Consider the following 14,089-nt stretch of genomic DNA (forward strand, 5'->3'; position numbering starts at 1 on the left):
CCCCAAGAACTCTACAAATCGCTGACGTGGGATCGCGGAAAAGAGATGGCTGACCATAAGCGCTTTACGGTGGCTACCGACATCAAGGTCTACTTCTGCGATCCTCATCGTCCTTGGCAACGGGGATCGAATGAGAACACCAACGGGTTGTTAAGGCAGTACTTCCCGAAAGGAACCGACCTTGCGGATCACTCGCAAGCCACGCTCAATGAAGTCGCAAGGCAGCTAAATAGCCGCCCTCGGAAAACACTAGACTACGAAACACCCGCTGAACGATTTAGCCAATCTGTTGCGTCGACCGGTTGAATCCACAACTCATAGCGGACACAGGCGGGGCATTACGATTAGCTAACTTGATGCTCATACAGAGTGACCTGCCGAGGAAACAACTCACCATAGAGAGGATGTGGAATACCGAAAATGTTCACTTCGATGCAAGGTGGCGGTAGCTCTTTGGAGTAATCCAAGATGCCCAGGCCCGCACATGGAATAACCAGACCCGCTTCGGTTTGAACAGAAAGATCCAGGCCGGTCTGATCGTGGTGATTCGTGGAACACTCGTTCTGGATAGCTGCGTACCCATCGGCAGGCTCGAATTGGCCTGAAGCAACGCCCATGGGGGGATCTCCGTAATCGAGCGCCGAGTAGCCCACCAAAACCAACCCGCTATAAATTGAGCATCGCGTCATGAGATTGCCTATTGATTGCCATGCAAAGACCCAACCAGCGGTATATCACTCAGCTAATCCTCAAGCGAGGGCGAGCCTGTTGAGCTACCGCAATTGGCCGATTACTACCTTTCGCGAATGACCGCTTTTGGGGTGTTCGCGGTCTCCTATTAGAAACCGCGGACATTCAATCGAGGGCGTAATCAAATCCCGCAAGCCCAGCACCTCCCACTCGCCCCCTACCCTACACCCCCCGCAACTGCGCAATATCCCGCCTGGGCGCTGCGCCAAACAGCCGGCTGTACTCCCGACTGAACTGCGACGGGCTTTCATAACCGACTTTGAAGGCCGCACTCGACACGTCCAGATGTTCGTTCATCATCAGGCGTTTGGCTTCGGTCAGGCGTAGCCATTTCTGGTATTGCAGCGGGCTCATGGCGGTGAGTTGGCGGAAATGGTGGTGAAAGGTCGGCGTGCTCATCTGCACCCGGGCGGCGAGTTCGTCGACCCGCAGTTGCGCGGTGTAATTCAATTTCAGCCAGTCGATGGCCCTGGCGATGCGGTGGCCCTGGCCGTCGACGGAGGCGATCTGCCGCAGCCGCGCCGACTGGTCGCTCAGCAGCAAGCGGTAGTGGATCTCGCGCTGGATCAGCGGCGCCAGCACCGGAATGGCTTCGGGCTCGTCCAGCAACTCCAGCAGGCGCACGAACGAGGCCAGCATGGCCGGCGTCGCGGTGCCGATGCCCACGCCCTTGCCTGTGCCTCGATCGCGAGGTTGCAGCAGCCCGCCCTGGGCGGCCAGCTCCGCCAGCATGCGCGGGTCGAGCTTGAAGCCCAGCCCGAGGCAGGGTTGTTCCAGGCTGGCCGCCGTCACCTCGGAATTGGCCGGCAGGTCCAGTGAGGTCACGAGAAAGCGCGAGGGGTCGTACGGGTAGGCTTCGCCGCCGACCCACAGCTGTTTCGCTCCCTGGGCGACGAGGATGATGCTCGGCTCGACCATGCATACGGCGGGTGGCGAAGGGATCTCGCGGCGAAAAAAAACCAGGCCGGGGATCGCTGTCGAGCAGTCTCCCGAGTGTTTGATCCAGGCGCCAATGAGGCGCGCGAGTGTTTCCTGGGGCGCCTGGGCGCGGGTGTCGTGTGGGCGTGTCATGTCGGTGTGTACCCTCCTTGCCAGACGTTAACCCGGCCCCGGTGCCGGTCCTACCGAAAAAACCAAAGCCCAGAGAATCAGGCAAGAATTCCAGCGAAATGCACTACTGGCCGCCTGCGCCTGCCCGGGAAAATGGTCGTCCAACGTAACGCTGGATGGAGTGTGCAATGTTAGTCAACGCCTATGGCGCCCATGCGGGCGACCAACCTCTGGAACCACTGCAGATCACCCGCCGCGCCCCCGGCGCCCATGACGTGCAGATCGACATCGCCTTCTGCGGCATCTGCCACTCGGACCTGCACCAGGTACGCGCCGAGTGGCCAGGCACGCAGTTTCCCTGCGTGCCCGGCCACGAGATCGTCGGCCGGGTCGCGGCGGTCGGTGCCCATGTGCACGGCTTCCGCCCGGGCGACCTGGTCGGCATCGGCTGCATCGTCGACAGCTGCAAGCACTGCGCCGACTGCGAGGACGGCCTGGAGAACTACTGCGACGGCATGATCGGCACTTACAACTTCCCGACGCCGGACGCCCCGGGCTGGACCCTGGGCGGCTACTCGCAACAGATCGTGGTCCACGAACGCTACGTGCTGCGCATCCGCCACCCCGAGGAGCAGCTGGCCGCCGTCGCGCCGCTGCTGTGCGCGGGCATCACCACCTACTCGCCGCTGCGCCACTGGAAGGTCGGGCCCGGCAAGAAGGTCGGCGTGGTCGGTATCGGTGGCCTGGGCCACATGGGCATCAAGCTGGCCCATGCCCTGGGCGCGCATGTGGTGGCGTTCACCACCTCCGACTCCAAGCGCGAGGCCGCCCGCCAACTGGGCGCCGACGAAGTGGTGGTGTCGCGCAACGCCGGGGAAATGGCCGCCCACGCCAAGAGCTTCGACCTGATCCTCAACACCGTGGCCGCGCCCCACGATCTCGACGCCTTTCTGGTGCTGCTCAAGCGCGACGGCGGCATGACCCTGGTGGGCGCCCCGGCGACTCCGCATGCCTCGCCCAATGTATTCAACCTGATCATGAAGCGCCGGACCCTCGCCGGCTCGATGATCGGCGGCATTGCCGAGACCCAGGAGATGCTCGACTTCTGTGCCGAGCACGGCATCGTCGCCGACATCGAGCTGGTGCGCGCGGACCAGATCAATGAGTCCTACGAACGCATGCTCAAGGGCGACGTCAAGTACCGCTTCGTCATCGACAACGCCACCCTGGCGGGCTGAGCGCGGCAAGCGCCTGATCCCGTTCCTCCAGGGCAACCCCTGGTAGTCCGCTGGGTGCCCGGCTTGGGCACCCTTTGCTTCGCGGCACCGGTGTCGCGTTTTCCTTCTGCCGCGACCGGAGCCGCTCCAGCACCGGGCCGGTCCCGATCGCCATTCACGCGCCTGCCCGGTCTTCCACCGGCGGCGCGTACCCATTTATGCATCGAAGCGTCCGCAGACCCGGCCGGCAACGCCCGGCGGTCAGCACGGACGCTTCCAGCCACACAGGAAACCTGTCGCCATGAGCGCTACCTCTCACGTCGAATCGCCCGAACCCCGACACACCTGGGGCGCCGTGCTGGCCATGGCCCTCGCCGCCTTTGCCCTGGTGGCCTCCGAGTTCATGCCAGTCAGCCTGCTGACCCCGATCGCGGCCGATCTGCAGGTCAGCGAGGGGCAAGCCGGCCAGGGCATTTCCGTCTCCGGGCTGTTTGCCCTGTTCACCAGCCTGCTGATCGCCTCGGTGGCGGCCCGGGTCGAGCGCAAGCGGCTGTTGCTGTCCCTGACCCTGCTGATGATCGTCTCCGGAACCGTGGTGGCGTTCGCCCCGGACTACTTGACCTTCATGGCCGGCCGCGCGCTGATCGGCGTGGCCATCGGCGGTTTCTGGTCGTTGTCGGCGGCCACGGCCATGCGCCTGGTGCCCGAAGACCAGGTGCCGCGTGCCCTGGCCATCGTCAATGGCGGCAACGCCCTGGCGACCGTGATCGCGGCGCCCCTGGGCAGCTTCCTGGGTTCCCTGATCGGCTGGCGCGGGGCGTTCTTCTGCGTGGTGCCGGTGGCTGCCCTCGCCGCCGTCTGGCTGCTGGCCAGCTTGCCGTCGCTGAAAGCGCAGCCGGCCGCCGGCACCGGCAATATCTTCAGCCTGATGAAAAGAATGCCGGTGGCCCTGGGCATGCTCGCGGTCAGCCTGTTTTTCATGGGCCAGTTCATGCTGTTCACCTACCTGCGGCCCTTCCTGGAGACGGTCACCCAGGTCAGTGTCACCACCCTGTCGCTGATGTTGCTGGTGATCGGCCTGGCCGGCCTGGCGGGCACCTTCCTGATCGAAACCTTCCTGAAAAACGCCCTGTATCGCACGCTGATCATCATCCCGCTGATGATGGCGGCGATCGCCATGGCCCTGGTGGCGCTTGGCGCCTCGGTGTCGGTCACCACGGTCTTGCTGGGCCTCTGGGGCCTGGTGGCGACCGCCGCTCCGGTCGCCTGGTGGACCTGGCTGACCCGGGCGCTGCCGGACGATGCGGAAGCCGGCGGCGGATTGATGGTGGCGATCGTCCAGCTGGCGATTGCCGCGGGCGCCACGGCGGGCGGCCTGGCCTTCGACCTGAGCGGTTATCGGGCGACCTTCGAACTGAGCGCGGCACTGCTGGTGGTGGCCGCCGTGCTGGCGGTATTGGCCGCCCGTGCCGCCACGCGCAAGCCTTTCAGGGCAACGAACGTGGCGGCGTGAGCGGTGGTCGGCGTTAAGACAATCGACAGCACAGGGCCGGGTGTCAGCGCGCGCTGTCGATGATCTGGCCGCCGTCAGGCGTCAGGCTGTTAGCCGGTGAGGTACTGCCCATCCTTGCTGGCGAGGAACAGCACCACCGGGGCGATGTCTTCCTCCGGCGAGCCATGGCGGGCCAGCGCGTTGCTCGGTGGCGGCCCGTCGGCCGCGCCCCAGGTGTCCGCCACCGGCAGGACGTTGTTCACGGTGATCCCGTCCGCCCCCCACTCGCGCGCCGCCGAGCGGGTCAAGGCGCGCACCGCTTCCTTGGCCATGTTGTAGGGGCCGTAGCCGACCATGCCGAGGACCCCGGCCAGCGAGGCAAAGTTGATCACCCTGCCCGCCCCGCTCGCCTTGAGGTAAGGATGGCAGGCTTGCATCGTCCGCAGATAGGCAATCGGCCCCATCTCGAAATTGCGCTGCAACTGCTCGACCGACAGTTCGAGGACCGACGACGAGACCGCCATGGGATCGAAAGCGTTGTTGACGAGGATGTCGATGCCGCCATAGGCCGCCACCACCTGCTTCACGGCAGCGTCGATCTGGGCGGGATCGGCGATATCGCAGGCCACGCCCAGCGCGGTGCCGCCCGCGGCCTGGATATCGGCGACCACGCGATCGATGTGTTCGGCGGTGCGCGAAAGCACCGCCACCCTGGCGCCTTCTGCCGCGAACAGCTTCGCGGTGGCGCGGCCGATGCCACGGCTGGCGCCGGTGACGATGGCAATTTTTCCGTTGAGTCGAGCCATGTTGTTCTCCAATGGGTCAGAGGGTTGCCAGGTGTGCCGCCGGGAGCTGGCCATAGGGCGATGGCAGTTCGCGAGCGGCGTTCTGCGTCAGGAAGGAAACGCCCAGCAGTACCAGGCACACCGCCGCCGGCAATGCGCCGCGAGGTTTGCGTACCCCCAGGTGCGCCACCGCCGACAGCAGCAGGTGGTAAAGCATCCCGGCATACGCGAGGTCGCTCAGCGCCACGCTGAAGCGCGAGACAATGGCCAGCACCGCCAGCACCTTCACCACGATCAGGCCCGCCACCAGATAGGTGGGATAACCGAGGTCGACGAGGGCCTGGCGAACCCAGTCGCGCTTGACCACGTACAGCGTCGCGGAGGTCACATAGAGCACCGACAACAGCGTGGTGCTGAGCCAATATGAAGCGTGTTCGATCATGAGTTTTTTCCTGAATGTGGGTGGTTACGTCGACGTGAGGCAAAGATGTCGCCTAACATGAAAAGCCACAAGTAGGATGAAAAAGTGATGGTTAGTATGGAAAAGCAGACTAATGACAGCACCACGATCAACATGCATGAGGAAATGCGCCGGGCATTCGCCTTGCTCTCAGGCAAGTGGAAGCTGGAAATCATGTGGTTACTCAATCAGCGGATCTACCGCTTCGGCGAGTTGCGAAAAGCCATTAGCGGCATCACCCAGCACATGCTGACCGCGCAGCTTCGCGAGCTGGAAAGCGACGGCCTGGTGTCGCGCACGGTATTCGCCGAAGTGCCGCCACGGGTCGAATACGAGATCACCGCCAAGGCCCGCGCGCTGGGGCCGACGATGGAGGCGCTGGCCATCTGGTGGAGCGAATATGGCGACAGCGTGCCGGTAAAATCCAAGCCGCGCGGGCGCAAGGCCAAGGAGCTTTAAGCCAGGTCGGCCGGGCCATGCCGCGCTGGCTGGAAGGCGATTTAGGAATGGGTGTACCGTTCGCCATCGAAGTACCCTGAGGCACTACCTAATATGCAAAAAGACATCTGTGAAAAATACGGACTGCCCGTACTTCCACCAGAAGAAATGGTCGCCATTGCGATTGCCACCCTGGGCAAGTCCCCTATTTATGGCACGCGAATTTCGCTGCCGGAGGGAGGTAATGTCAGTTGGTTTATTCACTGCGGAGAACATTCGAGCGCTGATGATTTTTATCAAGCGGTTCACACTGAGCATCTCAGTGAAATGCTGCCACAGGTGCTGAATTACCTCTGCCTGCCCGCTGGCGCCAAGTTCATCATCGACAACCAAGGCTACGAAGATGTCTGGATGGAAGGCTGACAAGCCTTTGCCCTCGATTCAGGCTGATTGACACAACAAGGACGTATGAAAAATGAAAGTAAAGGTATTGCTCATCGCTTCGCTAGGCGCTCTGTCGCTCACTCAAACATCACTGTCCTTCGCCGACAATAATGGGAAAAACCTCTATTCGCAGCGCTGTGCCGTATGCCACGGAGCCGATATCAAAGGAACCGGACCACTGGCCAATAAAAGCACCCCTCCAACACCTGACCTTACAACCCCCGTGTTCAAGAAACGGCTCAATGATTATCCGGGCGTTATCGTGTCATCGATAATACTTCGCCCCAATGGCGACCTGATTCCGAGAACCTTGCGGGAGAATGGTGTAAAGATACCGCCGCACGCCTGGAGCATTCAGGACCTGCGCGATTTGAATCAATACATGAACAGTGTGATTTCAAAAAATCGATGACCCCGAGTCAGTCGGCCTCTCACGAGCACATCGCTAATGAACAATATTGATTTAAATATCTCCCCTGCAAATTCAACTCCACTACAAACACATTGGCTCCTGGAACAGCCCTGGCACCAGAAGCTTCATTCCCTATCAACATGGATGCGTGCATTGAGCAGAACAGCTACGGAGTAGTGTATGAGCGATAAAGAAGCACCTGTTCTGATTCAAGTTTATGTAACAGATGATGACGGCCCTTTTTTTGAAGAGCTGCCTGCTCGCAAGATTGACCAGGATACTTACGAGTTGCTCTCCTCCCCTGGTATCGCGCTGAACCTGGCACGAGGAGATATTGTTTCAATCAAAGATAAAGAAGCACCTGCCGTCGTCTTGAAACGAGGCGGAAATTTCTGCATCCAGATCTATGCAGACTCTATTCCTCAAGAAGACATAGCCTTGCTGGAAAACGGTGTAGTTTGTGAGCTGGGTGGAACACTGGACGGTGTATTTGAGGGAAACCTGTCATTAGCGGTTCCTGCACGCAATGGACTGGAGAAGATCAACGACTTCTTTAACAGGTTTCGAGATAGAACAGGGATTCAGTGGTACTACTCCAACATCTATAAAAACCTGGATGATGACGAGGATGAGACACTTTTATATTGGTGGCTCGAAAGCTGATAGATACTGACGCCCGCGATCATTTCACCAGGCGCTTTTCCTTCGACGGCCGATAGCCGAAATACGAGCTGTAGCACTTGCTGAAATGGCTCGGCGAGACGAAGCCGCAGGCCACCAGCACCTCGACCTGGGACAGTTCGGTGTGCTGCAGCAATCGACGCGCTTCGGTGATGCGCAATTCCAGGTAGTAGCGCTGCGGGGTGGTGCCCAACTGCTCCTTGAACAAGCGCTCGATCTGCCGCCGGGAACGCCCGGCATACTCCGCCAGCTGGTCCATTTGCAGCGGTTCCTCGAGGTTGGCGTCCATCAGATTGACCACCTCGCGCAAGGGCGCGCTCAACGACACATGCATGGTCGGCTTGATGCGCCGGTAGCGGGATTCCTCGAACGACAGGATGTCCTCGATGCCCTCGACCAGCGCCTTGCCGTGCAGCCCCTTGATCCATTCCAGGGCCATATGGAAGGCGCCGGCGGGACTGGACGCCGTGAGCCGGTCGCGGTCCACCACAAAGGCCTCGCTGGTGACATGGGTGACCTTGGAAATCTCCGCCAGCGCCGGACGATGCTCCGGGTGGATCGCACAACGGTAGCCTTCGAGCAGCCCCGCGACGCCGAGGAACCAGGCCCCGTTCCACAACCCAGCCAGGCTGATGCCCTGCTCGGCGGCGCTTTTCAGCAGGCTGCTCAGCTGCGGATCGGCCTTGAGCTCCGTGCGATAGCCACCGCAGATCACCAACAGGTCGAGGTCCTTGAGCGCCGCCGCGGTCAGGCGCGCATCGGGACGGATCACCAGCCCGAGGTCGCTGGTGACCTCGCCGTCCTGCAAGCCAAAGGTCGTTGAGGAGAACAAGGCGGGACGCAGCAGGTTGGCGGTGACGATGGTATCCAGGGCCTGGGTGAAGGCCGGCAACGAGAAGTGCTCGAGCAGCAGGAAGCCCGCCCGCGCATGGGCCGCGGGCGCCACCCGCGCCTCTTCCAGGTAACGCAGGTTCTTGCCCTTCATGCAGCCACTGAAATCCCGTCGTTCAACCGCCATACACCCTCGCCTTTTTTACCCTGCCGAACGCAGATATCAGTGTACGTTGAATTCTGGCATCCACAGAAAACCCTGCTCGCACCACACGCCATCGCCCGGGCGAAGCGCAGCCGTAGGCTATAGAAAAAAGTCGCTGGCTAGAAGCGGGTTCAACTGAACGCCAGGGGCGTGGATTGAGCCACGCCACTGGCGACATTGCGGCCCTCAGGGGCCGCGACACTCACCGGCCAGGCTCGGCCCGCAGGATCGAAGACTCCTCGCCGCGATACAGCGCCTCGACCTTGTCGGCCCGCCACTGCAGCACCGCGCGCTGGTTGATCGAGCCCTTGTCGGTGATTTCCCCACGGTCGATGGAGGCCGGTTCGTCGAGCAGCGCGATCCACTCCAGGCGGCTGGCGTTGCCGCTGGCCTCGCGGTTGAGGCGTTGCAGCCAATCGCCGAACCAACGCCGCACCGGCGCGCTGGCCAGGACCTCGGCATCGCTGGCATTCGCGGGCAAGCCGGCCAGCCGCCGGCATTCGTACAGCCGCGGAAACACCAGAGCCCCCAGGCACTCGCGGTCCGGCGCGGTCACCACCAGGTCCTGCACATAGGGCGAGCCTTCGAGCACCGCGCGATTGCGCAACGGGCCGACGCTGACGAACACTCCGGAGCCGAGCTTGAAGTCCTCGGCGATGCGCCCGTCGAACATCAGGCCCAGTTGCGGGTCGGCGGCGTCGACCAGCTTCAGCGCATCGCCGGAGCAGTAGAAACCCTGCTCGTCGAACGCATCGCTGGTCTGCTGCGGCGCGCGCCAGTAGCCCGGCATGATGTGCGGCCCGCGAAAACGCCCTTCCAGCTTGCCGTCCACCGGCACCAGGCGCACTTCGCAACCCGGGGCCGGCAGGCCGATATAGCCGGCCATGGACAAGGGCCCGGTGGTGAAGGTGCAGGACGGCGACGCCTCGGTCATGCCGAGCCCGGCCATCATGCGGATGCGTTCGCCGCAATGGGCTTGCGCCACCTGGTCGAGGCGGTCCCAGACCCTCTGGGACAGGCCGGCCGCGGCGAAAAAGAACAGCTTCATGCGTGAGAAGAAGCGCTCGCGCAACTCGCCGTCCTGCTCCAGGGCATTGACCAGTTCTTCCCAACCCTTGGGCACCGTCAGGTAGGCGGTGGGGGCGATTTCCTTGAGGTTGCGCAGGGTTTCGGCAAAGCCCTGGGCCGTCGGCTTGCCGTCGTCCAGGTAAAAGGTGCCGCCGTTGTAGAGCACGATGCCGAGGTTGTGACTGCCGCCGAAGGTGTGGTTCCACGGCAACCAGTCCACCAGTACCGGGGGTTCCTCGCCGAACACCGGAAAGGTCTGCAACAGCATCTGCTGGTTGGCGCAGAGCATGCGCTGGGTGGTGACCACCGCCTTGGGCAGCTTGGTCGAACCCGAGGTGAAGAGAAACTTGGCGATGCTGTCCGGGCCGGTGGCGGCGAACGCCGCTTCGGCTTCGGCATCGCCGGGGTGTTGCAACAGGCTGGCGAAGTCGCGCTGCGGCCTGCCCATCACGGCGCCACGCACCACGATCAGCGGCGTGTCGCCCGGCAGCACGGCGTCGATTGCCCGCTGGAAAGCCGCGCCGTCGCTGACGAACACCAGCCCGGGCTGCATCAGGTCGCAGACATGCCGCAACTTGGCGAAATCCTGGGACAACAGCGAATAAGCCGGCGACACCGGGCAATAAGGAATGCCGGCATACATCGCCCCCAGGGCCAGTTGCAGGTGCTCGATATCGTTGCCGGAAAGCAGCACCAGCGGCCTCTCGGCCGACAGGCCATAGCCCAGCAGGCTCTGGGCGATGGCGCGCACGCTGGCCAGCATCTGCGCGTAGCTCACCCGGCGCCAGTCGCCGCCGTCCTGGCGTGCGGCGACAAAAGTCTGCTGCGGGCGCTCCCAGGCCCAATGCACCAGGCGGTCCAACAGGCGCCTCGGCAGCTCGGTCAGGGGCTCCAGGGAACGCATGTGCAGGATGCCCTGCTCTTCGCTGACCTCGACCGCGGGATGGGCGATGGTCACCTGTCGATAAGGCGGCGCGTCGGCCGCGTTCGGCGCTGGCGATCTGAATTCGGAATTCACGTGTTTGTCCTCCATCAAGGCCCATCGCCGGCGAACTCGGCCGGGGACCTGGCAGCCAGGGGCTGGGGCCTTGTGATTGTTGGGTCCGGGGGCCGGAGTTCAGATCGGGTAGTGCCGTGGACCGTTCTGTAGGGTAATCCAGCGCAACTGGGTGAACTGCTCGATGGCCGCCTTGCCGCCAAAGCTGCCGTAGCCGCTGGCCTTGACCCCGCCAAACGGCATCTGCGCCTCGTCGTGCACGGTCGGACCATTGATATGGCAGATGCCCGATTCGAGCCGCTGGGCCAGGGCCAGGGCGCGCCCGGTGTCGCGGCTGAAGATCGCCGCCGACAGACCGAACTCGGAGTCGTTGGCCAGCCGCAGCAGCGCTTCGTCGCCCTCGCCGCGCAGCACCACCGCCACCGGCCCGAAGGACTCTTCGCGATATAGGCGCATGGCCTCGGTGACGCCGTCGAGCAAGGTCGGCTGCAGAATGCTGCCCTCCAGTTGACCACCGACAACCAGGGTCGCGCCCTTGCCCAGGGCATCGTCGATCAGCCCCTTGATGCGCGTGCCGGCACTGGCGTCCACCAGCGAACCGAGCACCGAATCCGCGGCCTCCGGGTTGCCCGCCGGCAAGCTGGCGATCTTCGCCGACAGCCTGGCGACAAAGTCCTCGGCCACCCGGGCATCGACGATCAGGCGCTCGGTGGACATGCAGATCTGCCCCTGGTTGAAGTAGGCGCCAAAGGCCGCGGCCTGCACCGCGGCATCCAGGTCGGCGTCCTCCAGCACCAGCAGCGGTGCCTTGCCGCCCAGCTCCAGCAGGGCCGGCTTGAGGTGCCACGCCGAAAGCTCGCCGACAATGCGCCCGACCCGGGTCGAGCCGGTGAAGTTGACCCGGCGCACCGCCGGGTTGGCGATCAGCCGCTCGACAATGGCCGGGGCATCCTCGGGCGCGTTGCTGATGACGTTGACCACGCCGTCACCGAGTCCGGCCTCCTGCAACACCTGGCCGATCAGCCGATGCACCGCCGGGCTCAGCTCGGACGCCTTGAGCACCACGGTATTGCCACAGGCCAGCGGCATGGCGATGGCGCGGGTGGCGAGGATCACCGGGGCGTTCCACGGCGCGATGCCCAGCACCACGCCGCACGGCTGGCGCAGGGCCATGGCGAAGCTGCCGGGGACATCGGAGGGGATGACCTCGCCATTGATCTGGGTGGTCATGGACGCGGCTTCGCGCAGGAGATTCGCCGCCAGCTGCACGTTGAAGCCGTACCAGTTGGCCATGGCCCCGGTCTCGCCGGCGGTGGCGATGAACTCCGCGCTGCGCGCCTGCAATTGCCCGGCCGCGCGCAGCAGGCGGCTGCGTCGCTCATTGGGCGCCAGCGCCGCCCAGGCCGGGAATGCCGCCTGGGCCGCGGCCACGGCGGCGTCCGCGTCTTCCAGGGTGGCGGCGGCGACGCGCGAGACGACTGCGCCGGTCACCGGATTACGCCGTTCGAAGGTTCGACCGTCGCGGGCGGGGCACGACTGGCCGCCTATCAGCAGGGGCACGTCCAGCATGGTGATTCCTCTTTATTGTCTTTATCGGGAATACAGTGGAGCGGTTCACGCCAGCGCCTGGGCGCTGCGCCGAACAGCGGGCGGGCACTGCTGCCCGCCGGGTTGCCATCAGCGTTTGTAAGCCTGCAGGCCGGGCTTGATGCTCTTGTCGTCGAGGAACTGCTTCATGCCCTGCTCGCGGCCGCCTTCGGTGTCCAGCAGGCGCGACTGGTCGAGCTTGGCGTACAGGTAATCCTCGTTCTGCTCCCAGGTCAGTTCGCGGCAGCGCTTGAAGCCATGCTTGGCGGCCCGCAGCACCACCGGGTTCTTCTCCAGCAGGTTGCGCGCCAGCTCGACAGTGGTTTCGCGCAGTTGCGCAAGCGGCACGCTTTCGTTGACCAGGCCCATCTCGGCGGCTTTCTGCCCGCCGAAGGTCTTGCCGGTCATGATGTAGTACAGCGACTGGCGATGGCCCACGGTGTCGGCCATGGCCTTGCTCACCAGGTTGCCCGGCGGGATGCCCCAGTTGATTTCCGACAGGCCGAAGGTCGCTTCATCGGCGCAGATCGCCAGGTCGCAGGCCACCAATGGGCTGAAGCCGCCGCCGAAGCACCAGCCGTTGACCATGGCGATGGTCGGCTTGGCGTACATGCGCAGCAGTTTCCATTGCCATTGCGAGGCTTCGCGGCGGATCTTTTCCTGGAGGATTTCCGGGCCGGCGTCCACTTCGCGAAAGTACTCCTTGAGGTCCATGCCCGCGGTCCAGGCTTCGCCCGCCCCGGTCAACACCAGCACGCCGGCGGCCGGATCCTGCTCCAGCGTCTCCAGCACATCGACCATCTCGCGGTTCAGGGTCGGGCTCATGGCGTTGCGTTTTTCCGGGCGGTTGAGGATGACCCAGGCGATCCCCTCTTCGATCTCGACCTTGACGGTTGTCCAGCGACCTTCGTAGTTGCTCATGGCGATTGCTCTCTTTGTTCTTGGCTTGAGATGGGCAAAAACTAAACCGGCAAATTAGTTATGTCAATTAACCATTAATAAAATTAACCAAGCTTTCACAGATGCCCGAAGCGCTTCAACGCCAAGGCATCGGCCATCGGTCATGGCTATCCCCGGACAATCCCGGCAAACTAGATAGTCTTATTAACCGCCAGCCCGAGGATTTCCCCTGCAATGGCCAAGTCTTCCAACAAGATAGCCACCGCCGCCGAGGCCCCCGTCGCCGACAGCGAAACCCAGGCGCCCCTGGACTCCGCCCTGGACGACCTGATCGGTTATGCCATGCGCCGGGCGCAGCTGAAACTGTTCCAGAACCTGATTGGCCGCCTGTCGAGCCACGACCTGCGGCCGGCGCAGTTCTCGGCCCTGGCTATCATCGAGCAGCATCCCGGGCTGATGCAGGCCGACCTGGCCCGGGCACTGGCCATCGAGCCGCCGCAGGTGGTGCCGCTGCTGAACAAGCTGGAAGAACGGGCGCTGGCCGTGCGGGTACGCTGCAAGCCGGACAAGCGCTCCTACGGGATCTTCCTCAGCAAGACCGGCGAGACCCTGCTCAAGGAGCTGAAGCTGATCGCCGCCGAAAGCGACCAGGACGCCACCGCCTCCCTCGACGACCAGGAACGCGAAGAGCTGCTCAGGCTGCTGAAAAAGGTCTACCAGCAGTAGCCGCCAGCCCTGCGATCCCTGTAGCCGCTGCCGCAGGCTGCGATCG

At 63.4% G+C, this 14,089-nt stretch carries 16 protein-coding genes; 8 read left to right on the forward strand and 8 right to left on the reverse strand.

The features are described 5' to 3' along the window. Nucleotides 1-306: IS30 family transposase (locus BM019_RS30140; RefSeq protein ID WP_139217403.1), on the forward strand; the 306-nt coding region annotated here is incomplete at its 5' end. A gap of 38 nt (nucleotides 307-344) precedes the next feature. Here the strand turns inward: BM019_RS30140 and BM019_RS30145 are convergent. Beyond that, the gene (locus BM019_RS30145; protein ID WP_081232346.1) at nucleotides 345-617 is read right to left on the reverse strand and encodes a hypothetical protein; all 273 of its coding nucleotides are present in this window, start codon (nucleotides 615-617) and stop codon (nucleotides 345-347) included. A gap of 295 nt (nucleotides 618-912) precedes the next feature. After that, nucleotides 913-1,821 (reverse strand): AraC family transcriptional regulator, encoded by a 909-nt coding sequence (locus tag BM019_RS30150; protein WP_092422717.1) that lies wholly within the window; start codon nucleotides 1,819-1,821, stop codon nucleotides 913-915. Between the two features lie 167 nt (nucleotides 1,822-1,988). Between BM019_RS30150 and BM019_RS30155 the strand changes: the two genes are divergently transcribed. Beyond that, entirely contained in the window at nucleotides 1,989-3,038 is a 1,050-nt protein-coding gene (locus BM019_RS30155) for an NAD(P)-dependent alcohol dehydrogenase (RefSeq protein ID WP_092422720.1), read from the forward strand. A gap of 280 nt (nucleotides 3,039-3,318) precedes the next feature. Continuing rightward, the gene (locus tag BM019_RS30160; RefSeq protein ID WP_092422723.1) at nucleotides 3,319-4,530 is read left to right on the forward strand and encodes an MFS transporter; all 1,212 of its coding nucleotides are present in this window, start codon (nucleotides 3,319-3,321) and stop codon (nucleotides 4,528-4,530) included. Nucleotides 4,531-4,619: 89 nt separating this feature from the next. Here the strand turns inward: BM019_RS30160 and BM019_RS30165 are convergent, their stop codons facing one another. Both BM019_RS30165 and BM019_RS30170 read right to left on the reverse strand, forming a co-directional pair. Continuing rightward, a complete protein-coding gene (locus BM019_RS30165; protein WP_239691122.1) occupies nucleotides 4,620-5,315 on the reverse strand; it encodes an SDR family NAD(P)-dependent oxidoreductase in 696 nt (231 codons plus the stop codon). A gap of 16 nt (nucleotides 5,316-5,331) precedes the next feature. Then, nucleotides 5,332-5,736 (reverse strand): DoxX family protein, encoded by a 405-nt coding sequence (locus BM019_RS30170; RefSeq protein ID WP_009044297.1) that lies wholly within the window; start codon nucleotides 5,734-5,736, stop codon nucleotides 5,332-5,334. Nucleotides 5,737-5,823: 87 nt separating this feature from the next. On the opposite strand from BM019_RS30170, the gene BM019_RS30175 reads away from it, so the two are divergent. From BM019_RS30175 to BM019_RS30190, 4 genes are all read left to right on the forward strand, one after another. Further along, a complete protein-coding gene (locus BM019_RS30175; protein ID WP_204840184.1) occupies nucleotides 5,824-6,213 on the forward strand; it encodes a winged helix-turn-helix transcriptional regulator in 390 nt (129 codons plus the stop codon). A 93-nt stretch (nucleotides 6,214-6,306) separates the two neighbouring features. Further along, on the forward strand, nucleotides 6,307-6,615 hold the full coding sequence (locus BM019_RS30180) for an immunity protein Imm33 domain-containing protein (RefSeq protein WP_092422729.1): 309 nt from the start codon (nucleotides 6,307-6,309) through the stop codon (nucleotides 6,613-6,615). 52 nt (nucleotides 6,616-6,667) lie between these two features. Continuing rightward, nucleotides 6,668-7,048 carry a c-type cytochrome gene (locus BM019_RS30185; protein WP_088019141.1) on the forward strand — a complete coding sequence of 127 codons (381 nt, stop codon included), beginning with the start codon at nucleotides 6,668-6,670 and terminating at the stop codon, nucleotides 7,046-7,048. A 180-nt stretch (nucleotides 7,049-7,228) separates the two neighbouring features. Then, on the forward strand, nucleotides 7,229-7,711 hold the full coding sequence (locus BM019_RS30190) for a DUF4265 domain-containing protein (protein ID WP_092422732.1): 483 nt from the start codon (nucleotides 7,229-7,231) through the stop codon (nucleotides 7,709-7,711). Between the two features lie 19 nt (nucleotides 7,712-7,730). Here the strand turns inward: BM019_RS30190 and BM019_RS30195 are convergent, their stop codons facing one another. From BM019_RS30195 to BM019_RS30210, 4 genes are all read right to left on the reverse strand, one after another. Then, nucleotides 7,731-8,747, reverse strand: a complete 1,017-nt coding sequence (locus tag BM019_RS30195; RefSeq protein ID WP_092422735.1) for a GlxA family transcriptional regulator — start codon at nucleotides 8,745-8,747, stop codon at nucleotides 7,731-7,733. A 220-nt stretch (nucleotides 8,748-8,967) separates the two neighbouring features. Further along, a complete protein-coding gene (locus BM019_RS30200; RefSeq protein WP_092422738.1) occupies nucleotides 8,968-10,851 on the reverse strand; it encodes a feruloyl-CoA synthase in 1,884 nt (627 codons plus the stop codon). 99 nt (nucleotides 10,852-10,950) lie between these two features. Continuing rightward, nucleotides 10,951-12,399 carry an aldehyde dehydrogenase gene (locus BM019_RS30205; protein ID WP_092422741.1) on the reverse strand — a complete coding sequence of 483 codons (1,449 nt, stop codon included), beginning with the start codon at nucleotides 12,397-12,399 and terminating at the stop codon, nucleotides 10,951-10,953. Nucleotides 12,400-12,507: 108 nt separating this feature from the next. Next, entirely contained in the window at nucleotides 12,508-13,338 is an 831-nt protein-coding gene (locus BM019_RS30210) for a p-hydroxycinnamoyl CoA hydratase/lyase (RefSeq protein WP_009044305.1), read from the reverse strand. A 213-nt stretch (nucleotides 13,339-13,551) separates the two neighbouring features. Between BM019_RS30210 and BM019_RS30215 the strand changes: the two genes are divergently transcribed. After that, nucleotides 13,552-14,043 carry a MarR family winged helix-turn-helix transcriptional regulator gene (locus tag BM019_RS30215; RefSeq protein ID WP_009044306.1) on the forward strand — a complete coding sequence of 164 codons (492 nt, stop codon included), beginning with the start codon at nucleotides 13,552-13,554 and terminating at the stop codon, nucleotides 14,041-14,043. Nucleotides 14,044-14,089 lie beyond the last annotated feature (46 nt).

This window comes from Pseudomonas sp. NFPP07, assembly GCF_900115645.1.
In the GTDB taxonomy this organism is placed as follows: domain Bacteria; phylum Pseudomonadota; class Gammaproteobacteria; order Pseudomonadales; family Pseudomonadaceae; genus Aquipseudomonas; species Aquipseudomonas chlororaphis.